Source organism: Amycolatopsis sp. NPDC001319 (genome assembly GCF_042896185.1).
Lineage (GTDB): Bacteria > Actinomycetota > Actinomycetes > Mycobacteriales > Pseudonocardiaceae > Amycolatopsis.
Window position 1 is genome coordinate 807586 of the sequence record NZ_JBIAWY010000003.1, and the last position, 23928, is coordinate 831513.

Annotated in this window: 22 protein-coding genes; 16 read left to right on the top strand and 6 right to left on the bottom strand. The window is 71.3% G+C overall.

Features of this window, described 5'->3' with window-relative positions:
• Window positions 1-4 precede the first annotated feature (4 nt).
• Together ACFY1H_RS14490 and ACFY1H_RS14495 are read left to right on the top strand one after the other, a co-directional pair.
• The gene (locus ACFY1H_RS14490; RefSeq protein WP_386946744.1) at window positions 5-706 is read left to right on the top strand and encodes a hypothetical protein; all 702 of its coding nucleotides are present in this window, start codon (window positions 5-7) and stop codon (window positions 704-706) included.
• The gene (locus tag ACFY1H_RS14495) at window positions 697-1482 is read left to right on the top strand and encodes a class I SAM-dependent methyltransferase (protein ID WP_386946746.1); all 786 of its coding nucleotides are present in this window, start codon (window positions 697-699) and stop codon (window positions 1480-1482) included. Before ACFY1H_RS14490 ends, ACFY1H_RS14495 begins: the two co-directional genes overlap by 10 nt.
• Here ACFY1H_RS14495 and ACFY1H_RS14500 read toward each other — a convergent pair.
• Window positions 1421-2800: a hypothetical protein gene (locus tag ACFY1H_RS14500; RefSeq protein WP_386946748.1), complete on the bottom strand. Its 1380-nt coding sequence runs from the start codon at window positions 2798-2800 to the stop codon at window positions 1421-1423. The two genes, ACFY1H_RS14495 and ACFY1H_RS14500, sit on opposite strands and share 62 nt — an antisense overlap.
• 35 nt (window positions 2801-2835) lie before the next feature.
• A complete protein-coding gene (locus ACFY1H_RS14505) occupies window positions 2836-4617 on the bottom strand; it encodes a DEAD/DEAH box helicase (protein ID WP_386946750.1) in 1782 nt (593 codons plus the stop codon).
• Between the two features lie 292 nt (window positions 4618-4909).
• Between ACFY1H_RS14505 and ACFY1H_RS14510 the strand changes: the two genes are divergently transcribed.
• Together ACFY1H_RS14510 and ACFY1H_RS14515 are read left to right on the top strand one after the other, a co-directional pair.
• Complete coding sequence (locus ACFY1H_RS14510) at window positions 4910-5563, top strand: ferritin-like fold-containing protein (protein ID WP_366575175.1); 654 nt, start codon at window positions 4910-4912, stop codon at window positions 5561-5563.
• Between the two features lie 97 nt (window positions 5564-5660).
• Window positions 5661-5891 carry a DUF3107 domain-containing protein gene (locus ACFY1H_RS14515; RefSeq protein ID WP_220246448.1) on the top strand — a complete coding sequence of 77 codons (231 nt, stop codon included), beginning with the start codon at window positions 5661-5663 and terminating at the stop codon, window positions 5889-5891.
• Between the two features lie 134 nt (window positions 5892-6025).
• Here ACFY1H_RS14515 and ACFY1H_RS14520 read toward each other — a convergent pair whose 3' ends face one another.
• Together ACFY1H_RS14520 and ACFY1H_RS14525 are read right to left on the bottom strand one after the other, a co-directional pair.
• Window positions 6026-6346 (bottom strand): DUF4873 domain-containing protein, encoded by a 321-nt coding sequence (locus ACFY1H_RS14520; RefSeq protein ID WP_366575173.1) that lies wholly within the window; start codon window positions 6344-6346, stop codon window positions 6026-6028.
• Between the two features lie 38 nt (window positions 6347-6384).
• A complete protein-coding gene (locus tag ACFY1H_RS14525; protein WP_366575171.1) occupies window positions 6385-7170 on the bottom strand; it encodes a TetR/AcrR family transcriptional regulator in 786 nt (261 codons plus the stop codon).
• A gap of 54 nt (window positions 7171-7224) precedes the next feature.
• Here ACFY1H_RS14525 and ACFY1H_RS14530 point away from each other — a divergent pair, with 54 nt between their 5' ends.
• Window positions 7225-8133: a diiron oxygenase gene (locus ACFY1H_RS14530; protein ID WP_386946754.1), complete on the top strand. Its 909-nt coding sequence runs from the start codon at window positions 7225-7227 to the stop codon at window positions 8131-8133.
• Window positions 8130-9047 (top strand): alpha/beta hydrolase, encoded by a 918-nt coding sequence (locus ACFY1H_RS14535; RefSeq protein ID WP_366575168.1) that lies wholly within the window; start codon window positions 8130-8132, stop codon window positions 9045-9047. The genes ACFY1H_RS14530 and ACFY1H_RS14535 overlap by 4 nt, the downstream gene beginning before the upstream one ends.
• Here the strand turns inward: ACFY1H_RS14535 and ACFY1H_RS14540 are convergent.
• Entirely contained in the window at window positions 9028-9711 is a 684-nt protein-coding gene (locus tag ACFY1H_RS14540) for an alpha/beta hydrolase (RefSeq protein WP_366575166.1), read from the bottom strand. The genes ACFY1H_RS14535 and ACFY1H_RS14540 overlap by 20 nt on opposite strands.
• Before the next feature lie 5 nt (window positions 9712-9716).
• Window positions 9717-10343, bottom strand: a complete 627-nt coding sequence (locus ACFY1H_RS14545) for a TetR/AcrR family transcriptional regulator (protein WP_364059285.1) — start codon at window positions 10341-10343, stop codon at window positions 9717-9719.
• A 105-nt stretch (window positions 10344-10448) separates the two neighbouring features.
• Between ACFY1H_RS14545 and ACFY1H_RS14550 the strand changes: the two genes are divergently transcribed.
• The 10 genes from ACFY1H_RS14550 to ACFY1H_RS14595 all read left to right on the top strand — a co-directional run bounded on the left by ACFY1H_RS14550 (window position 10449) and on the right by ACFY1H_RS14595 (window position 23916).
• A complete protein-coding gene (locus ACFY1H_RS14550) occupies window positions 10449-11453 on the top strand; it encodes an alpha/beta fold hydrolase (RefSeq protein WP_386946756.1) in 1005 nt (334 codons plus the stop codon).
• An 80-nt stretch (window positions 11454-11533) separates the two neighbouring features.
• Window positions 11534-12751, top strand: coding sequence for a DUF3152 domain-containing protein (locus tag ACFY1H_RS14555; protein WP_366575164.1), 1218 nt, complete (start codon window positions 11534-11536; stop codon window positions 12749-12751).
• 123 nt (window positions 12752-12874) lie between these two features.
• Entirely contained in the window at window positions 12875-14056 is a 1182-nt protein-coding gene (moeZ, locus tag ACFY1H_RS14560) for an adenylyltransferase/sulfurtransferase MoeZ (RefSeq protein ID WP_386946758.1), read from the top strand.
• 153 nt (window positions 14057-14209) lie between these two features.
• Window positions 14210-15007, top strand: a complete 798-nt coding sequence (locus tag ACFY1H_RS14565; RefSeq protein WP_366575160.1) for a TIGR02569 family protein — start codon at window positions 14210-14212, stop codon at window positions 15005-15007.
• Window positions 15008-15125: 118 nt separating this feature from the next.
• Entirely contained in the window at window positions 15126-17180 is a 2055-nt protein-coding gene (locus ACFY1H_RS14570) for a molybdopterin oxidoreductase family protein (RefSeq protein ID WP_386946760.1), read from the top strand.
• Window positions 17177-18592, top strand: a complete 1416-nt coding sequence (locus ACFY1H_RS14575; RefSeq protein WP_386946762.1) for an FAD-dependent oxidoreductase — start codon at window positions 17177-17179, stop codon at window positions 18590-18592. Before ACFY1H_RS14570 ends, ACFY1H_RS14575 begins: the two co-directional genes overlap by 4 nt.
• Before the next feature lie 32 nt (window positions 18593-18624).
• Window positions 18625-19962, top strand: a complete 1338-nt coding sequence (locus ACFY1H_RS14580; RefSeq protein WP_386946764.1) for an MFS transporter — start codon at window positions 18625-18627, stop codon at window positions 19960-19962.
• Window positions 19962-22481 (top strand): nitrite reductase large subunit NirB, encoded by a 2520-nt coding sequence (gene nirB / locus ACFY1H_RS14585; RefSeq protein WP_366575152.1) that lies wholly within the window; start codon window positions 19962-19964, stop codon window positions 22479-22481. The genes ACFY1H_RS14580 and nirB overlap by 1 nt, the downstream gene beginning before the upstream one ends.
• Complete coding sequence (nirD, locus tag ACFY1H_RS14590) at window positions 22478-22816, top strand: nitrite reductase small subunit NirD (RefSeq protein WP_386946766.1); 339 nt, start codon at window positions 22478-22480, stop codon at window positions 22814-22816. Before nirB ends, nirD begins: the two co-directional genes overlap by 4 nt.
• The gene (locus ACFY1H_RS14595; protein ID WP_386946768.1) at window positions 22813-23916 is read left to right on the top strand and encodes a uroporphyrinogen-III synthase; all 1104 of its coding nucleotides are present in this window, start codon (window positions 22813-22815) and stop codon (window positions 23914-23916) included. The genes nirD and ACFY1H_RS14595 overlap by 4 nt, the downstream gene beginning before the upstream one ends.
• The last annotated feature ends 12 nt before the right edge of the window (window positions 23917-23928 follow it).

Here is a 23928-nt window from a genome sequence, read left to right on the forward strand (position 1 = left end):
CACCGTGGCCTCACCCGACACCGAGGAACTGACCGCCGCCCCCTTGGCCGCGGCGGACGTGGCCGCTCCTGCGGCGGGCGGCGCCGACGTGTCGGACAACGCGACGGCGCCTTCGGCCGAGGCCGTCGCACCGGCTGAGCGCGCTTCTGCCGCCCCGGCGCAGACCACGACCGACGCCTCGCAGGGCAGCAGCGTCTTGCCACAACCCGTGGACGCCCCGCCGCCCGCCAACGAGATGCCCCGAACCGATTCCGGAGCTGCCGCCGCCTCGGAGCGTGGCGAGGTAGCTGAGGACGCCCCTGCCTCCGCGGCCCAGACCGGCGAGGCCGCAGCTGAGTACGTCCCCGCCTCCGCGGCCCAGACCGGCGAGGCGGCGGCTGAGTACGTGCCTGTCGCGCCGCCGCAGCGGATCGAGGCCGTCAGTACGGGAAAGCCGCGTGGGCGTTGGTGGCGCGGTTTCACCGGGTCGATCGCCGCGGGGCTGGCCGTGCTGGCGGTGGGCGTGCTGGGCGTCGGCGCGGTCTGCCTCGCCACCGGGGCGCCGGGACCGAGCGTGCTGTTGCTGGTGGGCCACCCCGTCGCCGCGGTGGCCGCGTTGGTGCTGCAGCGGGTCGCGGACCGGCGCTACGGCCGCGCGGCCGGCCTGGCGGGCCTCGGCGTGCTGGTGGTCGCTTTCGTGGCGCTCACGGTGTTCTGGTGGGCCTGACGCCCCGGGCGCTCTCCGACGACGAAGCCGCCGAGCTGTACGACGTCCTCAACACCTGGGGCGACTTCCCCGCGGACCGCTTCTACGACGGCCTCGTCGAGAGCGCGCAGGACGTCCTCGACGTCGGCTGCGGCACCGGCGGCATGTTGCACCACGCCCGCGAACGTGGCCACCGAGGTCGACTGGTCGGCCTCGACCCCGATCGTGCGGCGCTCGCCCGCGCGAGGCGGCGCACGGACGTCGAGTGGTGGGAAGGAACGGCCGCCGCACTCAGGTCGGAGGCCGAGTTCGACCTCGTCACGATGACCGGCCACGCGTTCCAGTGCCTGACCACCGACGAAGACCTGCGCTGCTCCCTCAGCGCCATCGGCCGCGCACTACGGCCCGGCGGGGAATTCGCGTTCGAGACGCGCCATCCGCAGGCAAAGGCCTGGGAGGACTGGACTCCCGCGAACCAGGTCACGGTCTCGCGGCCGCGCCCGCTCCGCCTGTGGCACGAGGTCGAGTCCGTCGTCGGCGACGTCGTCACGTTCACCGAGACGTCGGCCGACCCCGAAGGCGCCGTGCTGCGCGTCGACCGCGCGGCGCTGAGGTTCCTCGGCCCCGAAGAGCTGGACGCGTTCGTCGCGGCAGCCGGATTCGCCGTCGAGGAGCGGTTCGGCGACTGGGAGCGCGGCCCCCTGACCGAGCAGAGCCGCGAGATCGTCACGATCGCTAGCGCAGTGCGGCAACCACAGGGCCGCGCTGCTCAAGCAGCACCGGGCCCAAAGCCGTGAGCCGGACGACGCCGTTGTAGCCGCCGCGGTCGACGCCGACCGTGCGGATGGTGGAGCCGTTGGATTCGTTGAGCACGGCCAGGCCGCCGTTGATGGGCACGACGAGCTGGCGCGCGAAGGTGATGCCGGGGCCGCGGGTGCTGTCGAGGGTCCAGCGCGGGGTGAGGTCGTCGCGGGACAGGGCGACGGTTTTGGTGCCCGTGAACCAGTACACGCCGCTGTCGGTGCGGGTGGTCTGTTCGACGCCGCCCGCGGGGTCGCCCGCGAGATCACTCGCAGGGAGGTCCATGGGGTAGGCGGAGCGCTCGTTGCCGTCCGGGCCGTAGATGACCAGCAGCTTCTGGTCGGGCAGCAGCACGGCCGTGAAGTCGCCCGACATGGCGATCACGCGGGCGCGCGAGCCGGCCAGGACGGAGCTGAAGACGACCTGCGGCTCGTCCTCGTGTTCGGCCGTCGCCTTGTAGACGGTGAGGCGGTCGTGGGGGTCGCCGGGGCAACGCTCGATCACGCCGACCTTGTCGGCGGCCGCGGCGACCGTGCCGTACGTGCAGCCCGTGCGCGGCTGCTTGTTCGGGTTGACCAGGAACGGGACCTGGCCGTACTCCATGCTCTTCACGAGGTCGTCGCGCCAGGTGTCGAGCAGGTGCTTGCCGGTGGTGGTCACGTGGCTGCCGTCGCTGACGAGCTGGGTGCCGAGCTCCGCGTCACCGTTGCGCTGGGCCGTGATCTGGCCCGTGGTGGGGTCGAGCTGCGTGACCTCGCTGCAGCCCATTGCCTTGTGGTACACCGCGTTCACGCGGCCCCACGCAGTGTCCACAGTGCACAGTTGCAGGTTCTCGCGCGTGTAGTGCCAGCGGATCTTGCCGGTGAGCGGGTCGCGGCCCGCGACCTCGCCGCCGTCGGCGGTGGTCACGGTGTCGCCCTCGCCGATCGGCACGGGCGTGGCCGAGCTGGGCGCCCGCCACAGCTGAGCCATCGAACCCGGCACGGCCGCGGGCGCCGGCGGCAAGGTCGGCGGCGTCGAAGCGAGCGCGCGGCTGGTGTGCAGGTTGTCGCTGTTCAATGCGACAACCAGCGCCACGACCACCACGACCACGGCGATCAACGCCGCGATCACCCGATCCCGCCCGCGGTTCCACGGCGAACGCCGCACGCGGACGGGAGGCCCCGTCACCGGGCTCGGAAAGCCCTGCGACGGGGGCAGAACATCTTCGGTGCCGAGCGGGCGGTGCGAAACCACCCCGGAGTCCGAAGGCGGGACAAAAGCCGGAACGTCCGGTTCAGACTGGTCCGGTGCGCCGTCCTCGTGGTCGCTCACGTACCTGACTCCCGCCGTCGGCTCCGCTGTTCCCCTCAGTCTGCCGACGCAGGTGTATCAGACGTCGCGGAGGGGCGGCGACGACGGCGCCGACGTGCCGGACGCTCACCCGTTTCTCCGGTTTCTCCCGAGACCGAGGCCGACGCGGTGGCCGCACCGGCGGGACCGGTCGACTCACCACCGCCGCCGCTGCGGGTACGGCGACGCGAGCGCGTGCGCTCCTCACCCGAGGCCGAGCCCGTCGCAGCGGCCTCGGAGGACGAAGCAGCAGCGGCGTCCGCCTTCTCGACCGCCTCAGCGGCCTTCGCGCCACCACGGGTGCGCTTGCGCGGCGCCCGCGTGCGCTTGCGCGGCGCGTCTTCCGAGCCGGCACCGGCGCCCCGGCCACCACGGCCGCGGCGCTTGCCGCCCAGGTCCTCTTCCTCCTCGGCGGCCAGCCCGGCGCGGGTCCGCTTCGCGAGCGGGAGCCGGCCGGTGGTGCCCTCCGGGATGCCGAGGTCGCTGAACAGGTGCGGCGACGACGAGTACGTCTCCACCGGCTCCGGCTTGTCCAGACCCAGCGTGTCGGAGATCAGCTTCCAGCGGGGGATCTCGTCCCAGTCGACGAGCGTGACCGCGACACCCGTGCGCCCCGCGCGGCCGGTGCGGCCGATGCGGTGGACGTAGGTCTTCTCGTCCTCGGGGCACTGGTAGTTGATGACGTGGGTGACGTCGTCGATGTCGATGCCGCGCGCGGCGACGTCGGTGGCCACCAGCACGTCGACCTTGCCCGAGCGGAACGCGCGCAGCGCCTGCTCGCGGGCGCCCTGGCCCAGGTCGCCGTGGACGGCGGCCGCGGCGAACCCGCGCTCCACCAGGTCGTCGGCCACCTTCTGCGCGGTGCGCTTGGTGCGGCTGAAGATCATGGTGAGCCCGCGGCCCTCGGCCTGCAGGATGCGCGCGATGACCTCGGGCTTGTCCATCGAGTGCGCCCGGTAGACGAGCTGGGTGGTGCGCTCGTGGATCGCGCTCGCGTCGTTCTCTTCGGCGCGGATGTGCGTGGGCTGGCGCAGGAACGTGCGCGCCAGCGTGATGATCGGGCCCGGCATCGTGGCGGAGAACAGCATCGTCTGCCGCTCGTCCGGCACCATGCGCAGGATGCGCTCGATGTCGGGCAGGAAGCCCAGGTCGAGCATCTCGTCGGCCTCGTCGAGCACGAGCCCGCGGACCTTGCCCAGCACCAGGTGCTGCTGCTCGGCCAGGTCGAGCAGGCGGCCCGGGGTGCCGATCACGACGTCGACGCCCTTGCGCAGGGCCTCGATCTGCGGCTCGTACGGACGGCCGCCGTAGATGGCCAGCGTGCGGATGCCGAGGTGCTTGCCGGCGCCCTTGAGGTCGTTGGCGACCTGGATGCACAGCTCGCGGGTCGGGACCACGACGAGCACCTGCGGGGTGCCGTCGCCGGGGACCTGCACGCGGTGCAGCAGCGGGACGCCGAAGCCCAGCGTCTTGCCCATGCCGGTGCGGGCCTGGCCGATGAGGTCGTCGCCCGCCATGGCCAGCGGGAGCGTGAGCGCCTGGATGGCGAACGTACGCTCGATGCCGGCCTCGCTCAGCGCCTTCACGATCTCCGGCTTCACGCCGAACGAAGCGAACGTGGGCGCCTCGGGCTCGACCTCGACGCCCGCTTGCAGCGGGTGTGAGGTGTCGAGCGCGGCCGGGCCGGACTCGCTGTGTTCCAGCGCGACCGCGGGGGTGGTGGTTTCTTCGGTTGTGGACTGTTCTGCGGTCAGGGTGATCGCCTCTCTCGTGACCAGCGCGCACAGGCCGGTTGTCACTCGACACTCGACCGGGGGTCTGACGGGCACCGGAGAGTTACGCTCGGCGCCGCAGCCGCCCTCCCGGGAATGCCGCTGGAGGCGTGCACGCACAAATTTCGGCGAACCCCGGCAGCCCTGGTGGCGCCGGTCGCCCGCCTGTTTCCCGCAGCCATGAGACGTGCGGAAGCCTTGTTTATCTTTCCGCAGTGTACCTGGTCAGGAGTTTTTCAACAGTACCGGGCGCGACGGCGCGGCGTGGGATCGGTCTCTTCACGGCGTCGACCACGGGTTCGGCGATACCCTCGTCGCCGTGACCGACCCGAAAGAGATCAGCGAAGGCGTCGTCGACCTGCTCGGCGTGATCGCCTATCTCGAGCTGTCCGCGTTCGACCGGATGGCCGAGGACGCCCGCACCGCGCCGACGCTCGCCGGCCGCGCCGCGCTCGCCTCCATGGCCGCGGCCGAGATCGGTCACTTCGACATGCTTTCGGCCCACCTCGCCGCCCACGGCGTGTCCGTCGACGACGCCATGCGCCCCTTCGTGGCCCAGGTCGACGCCTGGCACGCCTCGACGCGGCCCAAGTCGTGGCTGGAATCGCTGGTCAAGGCCTACGTCGGCGACGGCCTCGCGGCGGACTTGTATCGCGAGATCGCCAGCTGGCTCGACCCGGAGACGAAGGACCTGGTGCTCACCGTCCTCGCCGACACGGGGCATTCCGCGTTCGCCGAGCGCGAAGTCGCCGCCGGCATCAAGGCCGACCCGAAGGCGCGCGACAAGCTCGCGCTGTGGGGTCGGCGGCTGCTGGGCGAGGCTCTCACACAGGCCCAGTACGTGGTCGCCGAACGCGATGGCCTGGCCGAACTCATCGTCTCCGGCTCCGGCGACCTGTCGGGAATCGCCGGGTTGTTCCGGCGGTTGCAGCAGGGGCACACGAAGCGCATGCAGGCGCTCGGTCTGGGCTGAAGTGCCGGTTCACCACGCGGTGGCGCGACACCGCAGCGCTGCGGTTGGGCTAGCCTTGCCAGGCGTAACGACAACGAATTTCCAGCGGAGGTCCCACGTGGAGGTCAAGATCGGCATCAAGGACACGCCGCGCGAGCTGGTGGTGTCCAGTGGCCAGACCGCCGACGAGGTGGAGAAGCTGGTCGCCGAGGCCCTGACGGCCGGTGACGGGCTCTTCCGCCTCAACGACGAGAAGGGCCGCAAGTACATCGTCCCGTCCGACCGCATCGCGTACGTCGAGATCGCCCCCTCGGACGTCCGCAAGGTCGGCTTCGGCGTCGGCGACTGAGGTCTCGCCGGTTCTGGCGGTTCTTGAGGCTTTACCGGAAAGCCGCCCTGGGCTTTGGCCTGGGGCGGCTTTTTCTTGCCCTTGGTCGGGCCTGGGCGGTCGTGCTCTGAAGGTCCGGCGGTTGCCAGCTGGACCTAGGCGGTCGCCGCTTCCACTTCTTCCAGGCTCGTCGGCACCGAGAACGGCGGAGTGGACGTCCCCATGATCCGGTAGCGGCCCCACGGGTCCGGGTCCGAAAGCTCGCCGGCAGCCGAACGATCACCCACCACCACCGTGCAAGCCGTCTTCCGGCCGCCCACCGCAGCGGAGAGCTCGGGGGAGGTGGAAACCCGTCCGTACCAGTGGTAATACCCGTCGATCGGCTGGAAATAGCCGCGCAGGTCGATCTGCACAGCCATTTCCACGCCGTCGACAACAAGGGTCGCAGTGCCGGCGTAACCGTCTTCGTCGCTCATAAAAAGCCTCCCAACGAGAGAAACCGAGAGAAAGCGGCTCAGCCCGCGTCGCTGTCCGCGGGGGACTCGGTTTTGCGGCCGAGCTGGACGACCTTGTTCTCCTCCAGCGGCAGGTTCGGGTCGATCACCACGCCGTGCTGGCGGGTGAGTCCGTCGATGGCCGCCCAGATGATCTGCGTGAGGTATTCGACCACGGAGTCGCGGCTCATGGAGCGGCGGTCGAGCCACCATTCGCCCGTGCTCTGGACCATGCCGACGATGCCGTGCGCCCACGGTTCGGCCGCGCCGGAGTCCATGGAGAACATGCGCATGTAGTCGCCGAGCAGGGCGGTCAGGGCGGTGGCGATGACCTCCTTGTCCTCCGCGACGACGTCGGCGTCGGTCACCGTTTTCTCCTGCAGGCCGCCGCGGGCCAGGAGGCGGTAGAGGTTCGGGTGCTCCTCGATCACGGAGAAGAACGCGTCCAGCGCCATGCGGATGCGTGGCACGGGCGCGAGCTCCGCGTTGATCGCCGGGATCAGGCGCTCGAACAAGATCTCCGTGCCGCGCTGCCCGAGGGCCACGTACAGGTCGGCCTTGTCCTCGAAATGCCGGTACAGCACGGGCTTCGTGACGCCGGCCTCGGCTGCGACGTCCTCCATTCCGAGGTCCGGACCGTGGCTGTCGAGCGCTCGCAGCGCGGCCTCCACGAACTCCGCCCGTCGCGCGATGCGGTGCTTGCGCCACCGGTCCCGCCGGGCGTCGCCGGTCGCGGCCTCCCCCGGAGCCGGGTGCTTGCCGGACTGCTTGCTGGCGCGCTTGACACGTTCGATCACCCGGGTCATGCTACCAGAGGTAACTGTTACCTCAAGTTACAGCTACAAGAGAGAGGGCGAGCGATGACGCGGACGCTCAAGGAGACCGACCGGGAGAAGACCGCCGACCGGCTGCTGAAGTCTTCGGCGAACAAGTTCTACGACCCCGACGTCGACATCGACTGGGACGCACCGCTCGTCGACGGCAAGAACTACATCCTCCCCGAGCGCTCGTCGCTCTACGGCACGAAACTGTGGGACACCCTCACCCCCGAGCAGCGCATCGAGCTCGGCAAGCACGAGGTCGCGAGCGTCGCCACCACCGGCCTGTGGTTCGAGATCCTCCTGATGCAGATGCTGCTCAAGGAGGTCTACGACGAGGACCCCACGAGTTCCCACGCGCAGTTCGCCCTCACCGAGATCGCCGACGAGTGCCGCCACTCCACGATGTTCGCCCGCATGGCCGCGCGCATCGGCTGCCCCGCCTACGGCCCGGTGCCGGCGCTGCGCCAGTTCGCGAAGCTGATGCCCACGATCTCCTACGGCCCCGCCCGCTACGGCGCCATCCTCGTGGCCGAAGAGGTGCTCGACCGCCTGCAGCGCGAGCAGATGGTGAACGAGGACGTGCAGCCGCTGGTGCGCATGGTCAACCGCATCCACGTGCTCGAAGAAGCGCGCCACGTGACCTTCGCGCGCGAAGAGGTCACGCGCGGGATGGCGAAGCTGGGCAAGCACGAGATCGCCTACCAGCAGTTCATCATCGCGTTGATCTCGTACTTCGTCACGCGCGCGTTCATCAACCCCAACGTCTACAAGGCCGTCGGCATCCGCCCGCGCGACGGCGTCGAAGCGGCGCTGAACAACCCGCACTGGCGCGGGACGATCGCGTGGGCCGGGGAGAAGATCATGCCGTTCCTGCAGGAGTCGGGCCTGGTCGGCTTGCCGGGGCGCTACTTCTGGAAGAAGTCCTTCCTGCTGCCGGAGGGCAAGTGACCACCCTCGAACGGCTCCGCAACCCTTCGCGGGAGCACCGGTTCGTGACCGGTGACGGGGCCGCGCTGCACGTAGAAACCTCCGGTCCCGCCGACGCGCCGGTCACGCTCGTGCTGGTGCACGGCTGGACGCAGGACCACCGCACGTGGGACGGCGTCGTCGGGCACCTCGGACCGGCCACGCGGGTGGTGCGCTACGACCTGCGTGGCCACGGGGGATCGTCGTCGGCTCGACGGGGGGCGGCGACGATCCCACGACTCGCGGACGACCTCGCCGAGCTGATCGCCGAACGCGTCCCGAACGGCCCGCTCGTGCTCGCCGGCCATTCCATGGGCGGCATGACGATCATGGCGCTCGCCGAACGTCATCCGGACCTGGTGAAGGCGCGCGTCGCCGGCGTGGCGTTCGTGGCCACGTCGTCGGGCCAGATGGACCGCATCACGCTCGGGCTGCCGGGGCCGGCCGGGTCGATATCGGCGCGGTTCGAGCGCCGGCTGGCCAAGGCGCTGGCCCACCGCAAGGGCGACCGGCTGCCGCTGAGCCCGGCGATGGTGCGGTCCGGCGCGCGGTTCCTGGTGTTCGGCGACAAGCCGAAGCGCGGCGACGTGGACAGCGTCGTCGACCAGCTGCTGTGCGCGCATCCAGCGTCATTGGGGGAATTCCAGGACGCGATCTCCGTGCACGACTGCCGCGTGGCGTTGCGCGCGCTGCGGACCGTGCCGGCGGTGGTGCTGGCGGGGGAGAAGGACCGGCTGTGCCCGCTGCCGCACGCGAAGGTGATCGCCGACGAGCTGCCCGACGCCGAGTTCGTCCGCTACCCGGGCGCCGGGCACATGCTGCCGCAGGAACGCGCGGCCGAAGTCGCCACGCGCGTCAAGACCCTGCTGAACGCCGCTAGGACCCTTGCCCCATAAGAGACTTCAACGCGGCAACGGTCGCGGGCACATCCTCGAACACCGGCGTGTGTCCAGTGTCCACTGTGGTCAGTTCCGCCGCGGGCAGGTGTTCGACCAGGTACCGCGCGTCCGCCACGGACCGGGCCCGGTCGCGGACGCCGTGCAACACCTCGACCGGACACCGGATCGACGCGAGCTCCGGCGTCAGATCGAGATCGCGCTGGCTCGTCAGCACCTCCAGCGCGGCCTCCTGCGGCACGCGCGCGGCGTAGGCGAGCAGGTCGTTCCGCAGCTCCACCGGCAACGGTGAAGCGAACGACCGGTCCAGCACCGCCGCGTGCAGCTCCGGCCCCCAGGCCTGCGAAATCGTCGTCAGGATCCCGTCGACGTCACCGTGGCCCCGCATGTGTGCGCCGGTGTTCGCGAGCAGCAGCCCGGCCACCAGCTCAGGGTGATCAGCTGCCAGCCGCAACGCGATGCAGCCACCCGTCGAATGCCCCACGAGCAGCACCGGCCGGTCGATCCGGGCCGCGATCCGCGAGGCCACGTCGTCGATCCGCCACGGCCCGGGCGCCGTCATCCAGTCCACGGCGTGCACCACGCCCGGCCACGCCCGCGCGAGCGGACCGAAGACCGCCGGGCTGCAGAGCGTGCCGGGGACGGCCACCACGAGCGGGGTCAAGCGCGTCAGCCGTCCTTGAGCGGGAAGCCACCGCCGATGCCGCGCCACGCGAGGTTGGCCGTGAGCGCCACGGCTTCCTCCTGCGACATCGCCTGGTTGTGCTGCAGCCAGTAGCGCGCCGAGACCTGCGACATGCCCACGAGGCCGACGGCCAGCAGCCGGGCCTTGTGGTCGTCGAGCCCGGCGTCCGCGGTGATGGTCTCGGTGATGGCCTCGACGCTGGCCGAAGTCGCGCGGTCCACCGCCTCCTGCACGGCCGGCTCGCCGCGCAGGTCGCTTTCGAAGACCATCCGGAACGCGCCGGCGTCTTCACTCACGAAGTCGAAGAAGGCGCCGACCGTGGCCGGCACGCGCTGGCGGTTGTCGCTCGTCGAGTCGAGCGCCCCCTTCACGCGGCTCACCAGGTCGTCGACGTGGCTTTCGAGCAGCGCGATGTAGAGGTCGAGCTTGCCGGGGAAGTGCTGGTACAGCACGGGCTTGCTGACGCCCGCCTCCTCGGCGATCTCGTCCATGGCCGCGGCGTGGTAGCCGTTTTCGGCGAAGACGCGTTGCGCGGCCGTCAGCAGCTGGGCGCGGCGTTCGGTCCTGGGCAGCCGGACGCCTCGTTGCTGCAGTCGCGCCATTTCCGTCATTCTTCCTCCCGTCCACGGCTTCGCCGGGCAGTAGCACCACCGCGTGAAGCGGGTTTGAGATTACTCGCGGGTACGCCTGAAACGCCAAGTGTCGGGCATCCTGGGGTGGTGACCACATCCACGACGCGCCCGGCGACCGCGACGGCGGTGCGCCCGGCCGTGACCCACGTGCCGCTGTCCACGGCGCCGTTGCCCGCGCTCGAGCCGGTGCTGCCGCCGTGGCCCGGTGTCGTCGAGGACGTGGGCGGAGTTTCCCTGAACGTACGCCGCACCCCCGGACCCGACGGTACCGTCGCCGTCTACGTCCACGGGCTCGGCGGGTCGTCCAGCAATTGGACCGACCTCGCCGCGCTGCTCGCACCCACCGCGAGCGGCCGCGCGATCGACCTGCCGGGCTTCGGCTTTTCCGAGCCGGCCCCTGGCTTCGATTTCAGCCTCGACGAGCACGCCGAGGTCGTCGCGCGCTACATCGAGGGCCTCGACGCGGGGCCGGTGCACCTGGTCGGCAACTCCATGGGCGGCGCGATCGTGCTGCTCGTGGCCGCCGCGCGCCCCGAGCTGGTCTGCACGCTCACGCTGATCTCGCCGGCGATGCCCGACCGCCGCCCGGACCCGCGGCGGCTGTCGGACCCGATGATGGCGCTGGCGTACCTGCCGGTGATCGGCGCGCGCGTGCGCCGCCGGCTGGCTTCGGCGACGGCCCGCGAACGCGCGGCCCAGGTCATCAAGCTGTGCTTCTACGACCTGGCGAAGTTCCCCGAGCAGCGGCTCGACGAGCTGACCGAGGAACACGGCGCCCGCGCCGCGCTGGCCTGGGCCGCGCCCGCCATGGCGCGCAGCACGTTCGGCATCTTCCGGCGGTGGACCGCGGTCGGCGACGCGTCGCTGTGGTCCGTGGCGGCGCGGGTGAGCATCCCCACACTCGTCGTCTGGGGTCTTCACGACCGGGTGATCTCCGTGCGACGCGCCCCGCGCACCGCCCGGCTGCTCCGACACGCCCGGCTGCTGGTCCTTCCCCGAACCGGGCACGTGGCTCAGATGGAACGCCCGAATGTCGTAGCGCGGGCCGTCCTGGGGCTGTGGGAGGCCGCCGAGAAGGGCACCTGGTAGTCCGAACGGGTGACAGATCATCTCTCGGTCATCAGCCGGTCGCCGAGAGCATCACGGTTCGGATATGGCACCCTGGGGCGGTGGACCGGCCCAAGGACGCACGAGGAGACGACCGGCGAGCCTCGTACGCCGGTTCAGCCAGGCGTGCGACGTCGGCCTCGGCAAAGAATTCGTCGAGCAGTTCGTCGACCAGCTCGAGGAGCTCTCGCAACTCACCCCTCACGGACACGGGCTCGCCGCGCGTCGGCCAGTTCCGGCCGTCGAAGCCGCCCGCCCAGCGCGTCGGCGAAGACCGCTACCGCCCCGGCTCCCGGCGCACCAGCGCGGAGCCGCTGAAGGCGTCGTGGCAGCCGAAGGGCGACGAGGAGAAGCCCGCCGCCCGCAGGCCGGCCGCGAAGAAGCGCGGTGTCGGCGGGTTCGTGAAGACCTACGGCTGGCGCGTGTACGCGTTGCCGATCCTGGTCGTCATCACCGCGCTCGTCGTGGTGAACACGGCCACGAGCCCGGCCGAGCCCGGGTCGACCACCACCGCGGGCACCGGCGAGTCGGCGGTGGGCGACGCGGCGGCCGGCGCGATCGACGGCGGCCAGGCCATCCCCGAGAACCCCGCCAAACCGGCGGACGTGAACGTGCCGACGGCCGAGCTGCCCACGGGCGGCAACTACACCGAGAGCGGCAAGGGCACCTGGCACGTCGTGCCGGGCTCGGGCCCCACGGTCGGCAAGAGCGGCAAGCTGTACACCTACACCGTCGAGGTCGAAGACGGTATCGACCCGTCGAGCTACGCCGGCGACGACAGCTTCGCCACGGCCGTGCAGGGCATCCTGTCCGACCCGCGTAGCTGGACGTGGAACGGCAAGATCCGGCTGCAGCGCGTGGACGCGAGCTACCCCGACCCGAGCTTCCGCGTGAGTCTCACCACGCCGAACACGACGCACCGCGCCGACGCGTGCGGGTTCCAGATCAAGTTCGAAGCCTCCTGCTACCGCCGCAGCATGGGCCGCGTGCTCATCAACCTCGCCCGCTGGGTGCGCGGCGCGAAGGCCTACGGCGCCGACATGACCGGCTACCGGCAGTACGCCATCAACCACGAGGTGGGCCACGCGCTCGGCAACAACCACGTGGGCTGCCCCGCCAACGGCGATCCGGCGCCCGTGATGATGCAGCAGTCGTTCGGTGTGGCCGACGACTACGTGGCGATGCTCAACAACATCCCCGGCGGCGACAAGGGCAAGGTCGCGGCCGACCACCACGTCTGCGTGCCCAACGCCTGGCCGAACCCGACGCCGCAGGCGTAATCACGGTCTCGCCGTACAAAGCAACCCTCGTCCCACGATCCGGACGCCGGGAAGCCCACCTTGCCTGCGAGCGTTGTGGATACTGGGATTGACTACGCGATCCACGCGAGTATGGAGGACCCGATGTCAGACACGGCACTGCCGCCGCTCGTTGAGCCGGCTGCGGAGCTCACGAAGGAAGAGGTGGCCCGGTACAGCCGCCACCTCATCATCCCGGACGTCGGGGTGACCGGGCAGAAGCGGCTGAAGAACGCGAAGGTCCTGGTCATCGGTGCCGGCGGCCTCGGCAGCCCCGCGCTGCTGTACCTCGCCGCGGCGGGGGTCGGCACGCTCGGCATCATCGACTTCGACGTGGTCGACGAGTCCAACCTGCAGCGCCAGGTCATCCACGGCGTGTCCGACGTCGGCAAGCTCAAGGCCGCGTCGGCGCAGGAGTCGATCGCCGAGATCAACCCCCTCGTCAAGGTGCACCTGCACGTGGAGCGGCTGGAGTCGTCGAACGCGCTGGAGATCTTCAGCCAGTACGACCTGATCCTCGACGGCACCGACAACTTCGCCACGCGTTACCTGGTGAACGACGCCGCCGTGCTGCTGGGCAAGCCGTACGTGTGGGGCTCGATCTTCCGCTTCGAAGGCCAGGTCAGCGTCTTCTGGGAAGACGCGCCCAACGGCAAGGGCCTGAACTACCGCGACCTCTACCCGGAGCCGCCGCCTCCCGGCATGGTCCCCTCGTGCGCCGAGGGTGGCGTGCTGGGCGTGCTGTGCGCGTCCATCGGCTCGATCATGGTGACCGAGGCGATCAAGCTCATCACCGGCATCGGTGAGCCCCTGCTCGGGCGGCTCATCAGCTACGACGCGCTGGAGATGAAGTACCGCGAGGTCAAGATCCGCAAGGACCCGGAGACCCCGAAGATCACCGAGCTGATCGACTACGAAGCCTTCTGCGGTGTCGTGTCCGACGAGGCCGCGCAGGCCGCTTCGGGCAGCACGATCACGCCGGCGGAGCTCAAGGCCAAGTTCGACAACGGCGACGACTTCGCCCTCATCGACGTCCGCGAGCCCGGCGAGTACGAGATCGTGAACATCAAGGGCGCCACGCTGATCCCGAAGGACCGCATCCTCTCGGGCGAGGCGCTGGCCGAGCTGCCGCAGGACAAGCCGATCGTGCTGCACTGCAAGTCGGGTGCGCGTTCGGCGGAGGCGCTGGCCGCGCTGCACGCGGCCGGGTTCAAGGACGCCACGCACCTCGGTGGCGGCATCCTGTCCTGGGCCAAGCAGATCGACCCGAGCCTGCCCACCTACTGACGGTTTCCGCCCAGGAAGGCCTTCCCGGTTCGCCGGGGAGGCCTTCCTGGCGTTTTGGGCCGGTGGCGGCGGCTGTGTCTGAAATATGAAAGCGGTCCGTGACCAGCGCGTCTTCTCGTTCGTGGGGCGCACAGGCGGGTACCTTCGGTTCTCGTGCGGTCCACTCTCGAACGGCCACCCGAGCGGGTGTGCGCGGCCTTCGGCGGCGACATCGGCCTCGTTTCGGCGTTGCCGGATTCGACGGCCTGGCGCTGCGGCGACCTCGTGCTGAAGCCGGTTTCGGACCGGTCGCGCACGCTGTGGACCGCCCGCGCGCTGGAGCACGCCGAGGATCCGGGCCTGCGGATCGCGAAACCGGTGCGCGCGAGCGACGGCCGCTGGATCGTCGGTGACTGGTCGGCCTGGCGCTACGTCTCGGGCACGGCCGAGAACCACGTCGACGGCGCCATGCTCGCCGCGGTGAAGCTGCACCGCGCCACGGCCGACCTGCCGCGGCCCGATTTCCTGTCCGCACGCGACGACCTCGACGCGGTGGCCGACCGCATCGCGTGGGAAGAGCTCGACCGCCCGCTCGACGAGGCCAAGGGCGGCCGCTGGTTCGAGGTGCTCGCGCCTTCGCGCCGGCCGATCAAGCTGCCGTTGCAGGTCGCGCACGGTGAGCTGCTCGCGGGCGTGCTCTTCGACGGCGACGCGGCGCCCGGCATCGTCGACTTCGTGCCGTACTACCGGCCGGGCGAGTGGGGCGCGGCGATCGTGGCCGTCGACGCCCTGGCGTGGGGCGGTGCCACCGGCGAGCTGCTCGACCGCTGGGCGCACCTGCCGGAATGGCCGCAGCTGCTGCTGCGCGCAGTGCTGTTCCGCTTGGCGGCCAACGCGTTGAACCCGCGCTCGACGGGCGCGGCGCTCGACGGTCTGCGCGCCGCGGCGCGCGAGGTCAGCGCGATCCTGTAGTTCTCACCGCGGGCGCGCGGGAAGTGGCGAGTGATGTCAACTGCCTGAAACAATCAGGCATCTTCAGGTAACACGGCGTGCTTAGCGTCGGGGCCATCGCCGACCCCGAGGAGCGCCCGTGCCGCACGTCGACACGCATTGCCCCTACTGCGCGTTGCAATGCGGGATGCGCTTGGCCGGCACGCGCGTCACGCCGCGCGACTTCCCGGTCAACGCTGGCGGTCTGTGCCAGAAGGGCTGGACGTCCGGGGAGCTCCTGCGGTCCGGCGATCGGCTGACCACGCCGCTGATCCGGCGCGACGGTGAGCTGCAGCCGGCGAGCTGGGCCGAGGCGCTGGATCTCGTGGCGGCGAAGCTGCGTGAGCTGCGTTCGTCGCACGGGCCCGACTCCGTCGCGGTGTTCGGCGGCGGCGGGCTGACCAACGAAAAGGCTTACCTGCTGGGGAAGTTCGCGCGGGTCGCGCTCGGGACCTCGCAGATCGACTACAACGGCCGGTTCTGCATGTCGTCGGCCGCGGCGGCGGGGCTGAAGGCGTTCGGCGCGGATCGCGGACTGCCGTTCCCCGTCACGGATCTCGCGGAGGCGGACGTCGTGCTGCTCGCCGGGGCGAACCCGGCGGAGACGATGCCGCCGTTCGTGCAGCACCTGCGAGGTGCCGAGCTGATCGTCATCGACCCGCGGCGCACGCCGACCGCCGAGCTCGCGAGCCTGCACCTCGCGCCGGCGCCGGGGACGGACCTGGCTCTGGCGTTGGGAATCCTGCACGCGGTGGTCGCCGAGGGACATCTCGAAAAGTCCTATGTGGATCTCCGGACGGCCGGGTTCGACGAAGCGTGGCGCCTGGCCGCTGCGTGGTGGCCGGAGCGGGCCGAGCGCGTGACGGGTGTTGCCGCGGCGGACCAACGACGGGCCGCCGCGATGTTGGGTGAGGCGCACAACGCGTATGTCCTCACTGCGCGGGGGACCGAGCAGCATGCGACGGGGACGGCGAACGTCAGCGGGTGGATCAACCTGGCGCTCGCATTGGGGCTGCCCGGTCGTGTCGGCTCCGGGTTCGGCTGTCTCACCGGTCAGGGCAACGGCCAGGGCGGGCGCGAGCACGGGCAGAAGGCCGACCAGCTACCGGGATACCGGAAGATCGACGACCCGGCCGCGCGCGAGCACGTCGCCGGAGTCTGGGGCGTCGCGCCGGAGAGCCTGCCGGGGCCGGGGCGTTCGGCGACGGAGCTGCTCGACGCGCTGGGGCAGGAGGGCGGGCCGAAGGCCTTGCTGGTGTTCGGCAGCAACGTCGTGGTGTCGGCGCCGCGCTCGCGGCGGGTCCAAGATCGACTGTCCGCTTTGGACTTCCTCGTGGTCGCCGACTTCGTGCGGTCGGAGACGGCCGAGCGCGCCGACGTCGTGCTGCCCGTGACGCAGTGGGCCGAGGAAGACGGCACGCTCACCAATCTCGAAGGCCGGATCCTGCTGCGCCGCAAGGCCGTCGACGCGCCGGCGGGCGTCCGGTCCGACCTCGACGTGCTGCGGGAGCTCGCGATCCGGCTCGGCCAGCCGGCCGAGCGGTTCCCGGTCCACGCGGAAACCGTCTTCGAGGAGCTGCGCGCGGCGTCGAAGGGTGGCACGGCCGACTACTCGGGCGTCACCTACGACCGGCTGCGCGCCGGTGACGCGCTGCACTGGCCGGTGCCTTCCGCAGAGCATCCCGGAACCCCGCGGATGTTCCTCGACCGCTTCGCCCACCCGGACGGCCGGGCGAGGTTCGTCGCCGTCGACCACACCGGGCCCGCTGAGCTGCCCGACGCAGAGTTTCCCTTGCAGGCCACCACGGGCCGCGTCTTGCAGCATTACCAGTCCGGTGCCCAGACACGCCGGATCCCGGAGCTGGTGGACGTCGTGCCCGAGATGTTCGTGGAGGTCCACCCCGACACCGCCGGCCGCGCCGGTCTCGCCGAGGGGGAACGGGCGCTGGTCCGTTCGCGGCGCGGCGCGACGGTCGCGCGGGTGCGGTGCGTCGCCTCGCTGCGGCCCGACCTGGTGTTCCTGCCGTTCCACTTTCCCGGTGAGGGGCGCGCGAACCTGCTGACGAACCCGGCGCTGGACCCGGTGAGCCGTATGCCGGAGTTCAAGGTGTGCGCGGTCGCACTGTCCAGAGTGGATGCTGGAGTGGACGCATGAGCGCCCGGCACGTGGTCGTGGCCGGCTACGGCATGGCCGGGGCGCGGCTGGCCGACGAGATCCGCCGCCGGGACCCGTCGGCGGAGCGGGCGCGGTTGACGATCGTCGGAGCCGAGCCGCATCCCGCGTACAACCGGGTGCTGCTGTCCTCCGTGCTCGCCGGCGGGCTGAGCGCGGGGACGGTGCGGCTGCACGACGAGGACTGGGCGGCTCGCGCGCACGTCGACCTGCGGCTGGGGACGTCCGTCACGGGTCTCGACCGCGCGAACCGCCGCGTGGAGACCACCGACGGACCGCTGGACTACGACGCGCTCGTGCTCGCGACCGGCGCCACGCCGTGGCTGCCGCCGGTGGAAGGGCTCGAGCCGGGGCCGGGCGTCGCGACGTTCCGGACCCTCGACGACTGCACCCGCATCCTCGACGCCGCCCGGCCCGGCGCACCCGTCGTGGTGCTCGGTGGTGGGCTGCTCGGCCTCGAAGCCGCGCGCGGCCTGGCCGGGCGCGGCGCGAACGTGACCGTGGTGCACCCGCACGGCCACCCGATGGAACGCCAGCTCGACGCCGGTGCCGGCCGCGTGCTCGCTCGGCGGCTCGCCGAGCTGGGCGTGACCTTCCGCTTCGACGCGACGGCCGCGCGCCACCTGCCCGGCGACGGCGTGAAGCTCGACGACGGCAGCTTCGTCCCGGCTGATCTGGTCGTGGTCGCCGTAGGCGTCCGGCCGGAGACCGCGCTCGCCGAGGCAGCGGGGCTCGAAGTGGACCGCGGCGTGCTCGTCGACGACCTGCTCCGCACGAGCGACGGCCGCGTCCACGCCCTCGGCGACTGCGCGCGCCACGCGAACGCGCCGGCCGGGCTCGTGCAACCCGCGTGGGAGCAGGCGGCGGTCCTCGCGGATCTCCTCACGGGCACCGACACCGCAGCGCGCTACCGCGGCACGACCGTCGTCACGCGGCTGAAGGCTCGCGGTGTCGACCTGACCGCGCTCGGCGAGACGCACGCGAGCGACGACGCCGACGTGCTCACGATCGACGACCCGTCCGGCGGCCGCTACGGCAAGCTCGTGGTCCGCGACAACCGCGTGACCGGCGCGATCCTGCTGGGCTTGCCCGACGCCGCCGCGACCGTCACGCAGTTCCACGACCGCGGCATCCCGCTGCCCGAAGACCGGCTCGCCGTGCTGCTCGGCCGCGCGCTGCCCGCGGGCACGCCGGCCGCCGCGAGTCCGGCCGACCTGCCGGCGTCGGCGTTGATCTGCCGGTGCAACGCCGTGACCAAGGGCCGGCTCGTCGACGCGTGGCGCGGCGGCGCCACCGACGTCGCCGCGCTCGCCCGTACCACCCGCGCCACCACCGGCTGCGGCGGCTGCCACGACACCGTGTCGGCCGTGGCGGGCTGGCTGGCCGCGCAGTGACCATCCGACTCTCTCTTGCCAAGGAGGACGCCGTGAAGAACCGCTGGATCGAGCACTGGGCACCCGAGGACGAGACCTTCTGGGAGACGACCGGAAAGCGGATCGCCCGCCGCAACCTGTGGTTCTCCGTGTTCGCCGAGCACATCGGCTTCTCGATCTGGACACTGTGGTCGGTCATCGTGCTGTTCATGGGGCCCGCCTACGGGTTCTCGGCGGCGGACAAGTTCCTGCTGGTGTCCACACCGACGCTTGTGGGCGCGATCATGCGGCTGCCCTACACGTTCGCGGTGGCGAAGTTCGGTGGTCGCAATTGGACGATCTTCAGCGCGGCGCTGCTGCTGGTGCCAACGGTACTGACGGCGATCGTGCTGCACCCGGGAACGTCGTTGGGCACCTTCGTGCTCATGGCCGCGCTGGGCGGCGTCGGCGGCGGGAACTTCGCGTCGTCGATGACGAACATCAACACGTTCTATCCCGAGCGGTACAAGGGCTGGGCGCTCGGCCTCAACGCGGGCGGCGGCAACCTGGGTGTCGCCGTGATCCAGCTGGTCGGGCTGCTGGTGATCGGCACGGCCGGGGCGACCGCGCCGCGGCTGGTGCTGTTCATCTACCTGCCGCTGATCGTGATCGCGGCCCTGTGCGCCGCGCTGTTCATGGACAACCTCGCCACCGTCCGCGGTGACACGAAGGCCATGCGTGAGGTCGTCCGATATGGACACACGTGGGTGATGTCGCTGCTGTACGTCGGCACGTTCGGCTCGTTCATCGGCTACAGCTTCGCGTTCGGGCTGGTGCTGCAGAACCAGTTCGGCCGCACGCCGTTGCAGGCCGCCGCGGTGACGTTCCTGGGGCCGCTGCTCGGCTCACTGGCGCGGCCGCTGGGTGGCCGGCTGTCCGACCGGCTCGGCGGCGGCCGGGTCACGTTCGCCACGTTCGGCCTGATGGCACTGGCCACGGTGGTGCTGGTGCTGGCGTCGTCGGCGAACTCGCTGGTGTTGTTCACGATCGCGTTCATCGTCCTCTTCGTCCTGACGGGCGTCGGCAACGGCTCGACGTACAAGATGATCCCGGCGATCTTCCAGGTGAAAGCGCGCGCGGCCATCGACCTCGGCGGTGACGAGGCCGCGGAACTGCTCAAGGCCCGCCGCCTGTCCGGCGCGTTGATCGGGCTGGCGGGGGCGATCGGCGCGTTGGGCGGGTTGTTCATCAACCTCGCCTTCCGGCAGTCGTTCGCCGACGCGCACAGCGGGATCCCCGCGTTCATCGGGTTTCTGGTCTTCTACGCGGTGTGCGTGGGCGTGACGTGGCTGGTGTACCTGCGCAAACCCGCGGTGCGGGCGCAGGTGGCGCTGGCCGGGGCGGAGGTCTGATGAGGACACTCGTGGTGGCCGGGCACGGCATGGTCGCGCACCGGCTCGTGGAGGCGCTGCGCGCGGCGGATCGGGCCGGCGAGTGGCGCGTCGTTGTACTGGCCGAGGAGAACCGGCCGGCGTACGACCGGGTGGCGCTGACGTCTTATGTGGACACCTGGGACCCGGCGGCCTTGGCCCTGCCCGGCTCGGACTATGCGGAAGATCCCCTCGTGGAGCTCCGGCTGGGTGACGCTGTGGCAGCGGTGGACCGCGGAGCTCGCACGGTGACCACCGCGTCCGGCCGCGTGCAAGAGTACGACGCTCTGGTGCTGGCCACGGGGTCGCGGCCGTTCGTGCCGCCGGTGCCGGGTCGCGACCTGCCGGGTGTGTTCGTGTACCGGACGATCGAAGACCTCGATGCCATCCGGGTGGCCGCCTCGAAGCCGGGCCGTGGGCGCCGGTCCGCGGTGGTGATCGGGGGCGGGCTGCTCGGGCTGGAGGCCGCGAAGGCGTTGCGGGATCTGGGCTTGTCCCCGCACGTGGTGGAGATGGCGCCGCGGCTGATGCCGTTGCAGGTCGACGAGGGCGGTGGCGCGCTGCTGCGGCGGCTCATCCAGCAGCTCGACGTGACCGTCCACACGGGAACGTCGACGGACTCTCTCGAAGCCGACGGGTCCCGGCTGCTGGCCAAGCTCGGCAACGGCACCGAGCTGGACGTCGACCTCGTGGTGTTCTCCGCGGGGGTCCGGCCGCGCGACGATCTGGCGCGGGAGTGCGGCCTGGCCGTGGGCGAACGTGGTGGGGTGCTCGTGGACGCCGAGTGCCGCACCAGCGATCCGGCGGTGTTCGCGATCGGCGAGTGCGCGGCCGTCGAGGGGCGGGTGTACGGGATCGTCGCGCCGGGGTACGCGATGGCGGAGGTCGTCGCGGCGCGGCTCACCGGGGGAGCGGCGTCGTTCCCGGAGCCGGACACGGCCACCAAGCTGAAGCTGATGGGAGTGGATGTCGCCAGCTTCGGCGACGCGCACGCGGCGACCGAGGGCGCGCTCGAAGTCGCGGTGAACGACGCCGTGGCCGGCACGTACAAGAAGCTCGTGGTCACCGACGACGGCCGGACGCTGCTCGGCGGCGTGCTCGTGGGCGACGCGGCCGAGTACCACACGCTGCGGGCGCTGGTCGGCCGTCCGCTGCCCGCGGAGCCGGGTGCGCTGCTCGCCCCGGCCGGCGGCGGCGCGGCGGTCGGGGTCGAGGCGTTGCCGGACGAGGCGCAGATCTGTTCGTGCAACGGCGTTTCCAAGGGTGCGCTGACGCGGGCGATCCACGAGGACGGCTGTGACTCGGTCGGCAAGCTCAAGGCGTGCACGCGAGCGGGCACGTCGTGCGGCTCGTGTGTGCCGATGTTGGGGAAGTTGCTCAACGCGTGCGGAGTCGAACAGTCGACGGCGCTTTGCGAACACTTCAGCCAGTCGCGGGCGGAGCTGTTCGAGATCGTGCGGGCCACGCGCATCACCACGTTCAGCGAGCTGGTCAGCCGCTACGGCACGGGCTCGGGCTGCGCGGTGTGCAAGCCGGCCGTCGCGTCGATCCTGGCGACGCTCGGCAACGGCCACATCCTCGGCGGTGAACAAGCGACGCTTCAGGACACGAACGACAAGTTCCTCGCCAACCTGCAGCGCAACGGCAGCTACTCCGTGGTCCCGCGCATCCCCGGCGGTGAGATCACGCCGGAGAAGCTGATGGTGATCGCTCAGGTCGCGAAGGACTTCGGGCTGTACACGAAGATCACCGGCGGCCAGCGGATCGACCTGCTGGGTGCCACGGTGGACCAACTGCCGGAAATCTGGCGGCGGCTCGTGGACGCGGGGTTCGAGTCCGGGCACGCGTACGGCAAGGCGCTGCGGACGGTGAAATCGTGTGTCGGCTCGACGTGGTGCCGCTACGGCGTGCAGGACAGCGTCGGCCTCGCGATCGAGCTGGAATTGCGGTATCGCGGGCTGCGTTCGCCGCACAAGATCAAGTCGGGCGTCTCCGGCTGTGCGCGGGAATGCGCCGAGGCGCGCGGCAAGGACTTCGGCGTGATCGCGACCGAGCACGGCTGGAACCTCTACCTCGGGGGCAACGGCGGCGCCACCCCGCGGCACGCGCAGCTGTTCCTGTCCGATGTGGACACCGAGACGCTGATCCGCACGATCGACCGGTTCCTCATGTTCTACATCCGCACCGCCGACCGGCTGCAGCGCACGGCGCCGTGGCTGGAGGAGCTCGACGGCGGCCTGGAGCACCTGCGCGCGGTGATCGTCGACGACAGCCTCGGCATCTGCGAGGACCTCGACGCCGCGATGGCCAAGCACGTCACGGACTACGAGGACGAGTGGCGCGGTGTGCTGGAGGATCCGGAGAAGCTGGCGCGGTTCAGCTCGTTCGTGAACGCGCCGGGCACGCCGGACCCGTCGATCTCGTTCCGGCCGGAACGCTCGCAACGGGTTCCGGTGCTGCTGGGCGTACCGCAGCTCGGGAAATCGGAGGTGCGGCGATGACAACGTCGATCGAACGGACCTGGACGGCCGTGTGCGCGGCCACGCGAGTGGGCGACTGCTCCGGCGTGGCGGCGCTGGTCGAAGGCGAGCAGGTGGCCGTGTTCCACGTCGGCTCGGAGTGGCTCGCGCTGTCCAACTGGGACCCGTGCAGCGGCGCGGCGGTGCTGTCGCGCGGGATCGTGGGTGACGCCGGGGGTGAGCCCGTGGTCGCGTCGCCGGTCTACAAGGAACGGTTCTCGCTCCGCACTGGACAGTGCCTCGACTCGCCGGGCGTTTCCGTGCCTGTCTACCGCGTGCGGGTGCGGGAAGGAATCGTCGAGGTGGGCTCCCCGTGACGGACGTGCTCCCCCTGGCGGGTTTCGTCGCCGGCATCACGGCGGCGCGCCGGGCCGACGAGCTCGGCGCGCTGCTCGTGCGCAAGGGAGCTGGCGTGCGGTACGGGCCGGCCATCCGCATCGTCCCGCTCGCCGACGACACCGAACTGCACGCCGCCACCGTGCGCTTGCTGGAGTCCACAGTGGACGTGGTGGTCGCGACCACCGGCATCGGCTTCCGGGGCTGGGTGGAGGCCGCCGAGGGCTGGGACCTCGGCGACGCGTTGCTGACCCACCTCGCCCGCGCCCGCCTCGTCGCGCGCGGCCCGAAAGCCACGGGCGCCTTGCGGGCCGCGGGCTTGTCGGAGGACTACTCCCCGCCGTCGGAAAGCAATGCCGGCGTGCTGCAGTACCTCCTGGAGTCCGGTGTGGACGGCTTGACGATCGCCGTGCAACTGCATGGCGAACCTCTGCCGTTCTTCACCGAGGCCCTGCGCGCGGCGGGCGCGGCCGTGATCGAGATCCCTGTCTACCGCTGGGTCGGCCCGGCCGACCCCGGCCCGCTCGACCGCCTGCTGGACGCCGTGCTCGACGGCACCGTCGACGCCCTGCCCTTCACCTCCGCGCCGGCCGCCGCGTCGACGCTCGCCCTGGCCCGCCGCACCGGCCGCCTGCCCGGCTTGGTCGACGCCCTGACGTCGCGCGTGGTCGTCGCCTGCGTCGGCCCCATCACAGCCGCACCCCTTGCCGCGCTGGGCATCCCCACCGTCCAGCCCGCGCGCTCCCGCCTCGGCGCCCTCGCCCGCACCGTCGCCGATGCGCTCCTGGCCCGCACCCCGTGCCTCACCGTCGCCGGCCACGCCCTCGAACTGCGCGGCCACGCCGTCCTCCTCGACGGCGACTGGCACGACATCGCCCCGGCCCCCATGGCCCTGCTCCGCGCCCTGGCCCACTCGCCCGGCCGGGTCGTCTCCCGCCGTGAACTCACCACGTCCCTCCCCGGTGGCGGCGAGGAACACGCGGTCGAGACCGCCATCGGCCGCCTGCGCACCGCCCTCGGCGGGCCGGCCGTCATCCAGACCGTGGTCAAACGCGGCTACCGGCTTGCGGTGGATCGGTGAGATCGGCGCGGA

Coding starts and splice junctions, on each gene's coding strand:
- ACFY1H_RS14520 (WP_366575173.1), bottom strand. CDS start 6,346: ATGAGCGACGAAGACGGTTACGCCGGCACTGCGACCCTTGTTGTCGAC.
- ACFY1H_RS14525 (WP_366575171.1), bottom strand. CDS start 7,170: ATGACCCGGGTGATCGAACGTGTCAAGCGCGCCAGCAAGCAGTCCGGC.
- ACFY1H_RS14530 (WP_386946754.1), top strand. CDS start 7,225: ATGACGCGGACGCTCAAGGAGACCGACCGGGAGAAGACCGCCGACCGG.
- ACFY1H_RS14545 (WP_364059285.1), bottom strand. CDS start 10,343: ATGACGGAAATGGCGCGACTGCAGCAACGAGGCGTCCGGCTGCCCAGG.
- moeZ (WP_386946758.1), top strand. CDS start 12,875: ATGTCAGACACGGCACTGCCGCCGCTCGTTGAGCCGGCTGCGGAGCTC.
- ACFY1H_RS14575 (WP_386946762.1), top strand. CDS start 17,177: ATGAGCGCCCGGCACGTGGTCGTGGCCGGCTACGGCATGGCCGGGGCG.
- nirB (WP_366575152.1), top strand. CDS start 19,962: ATGAGGACACTCGTGGTGGCCGGGCACGGCATGGTCGCGCACCGGCTC.
- nirD (WP_386946766.1), top strand. CDS start 22,478: ATGACAACGTCGATCGAACGGACCTGGACGGCCGTGTGCGCGGCCACG.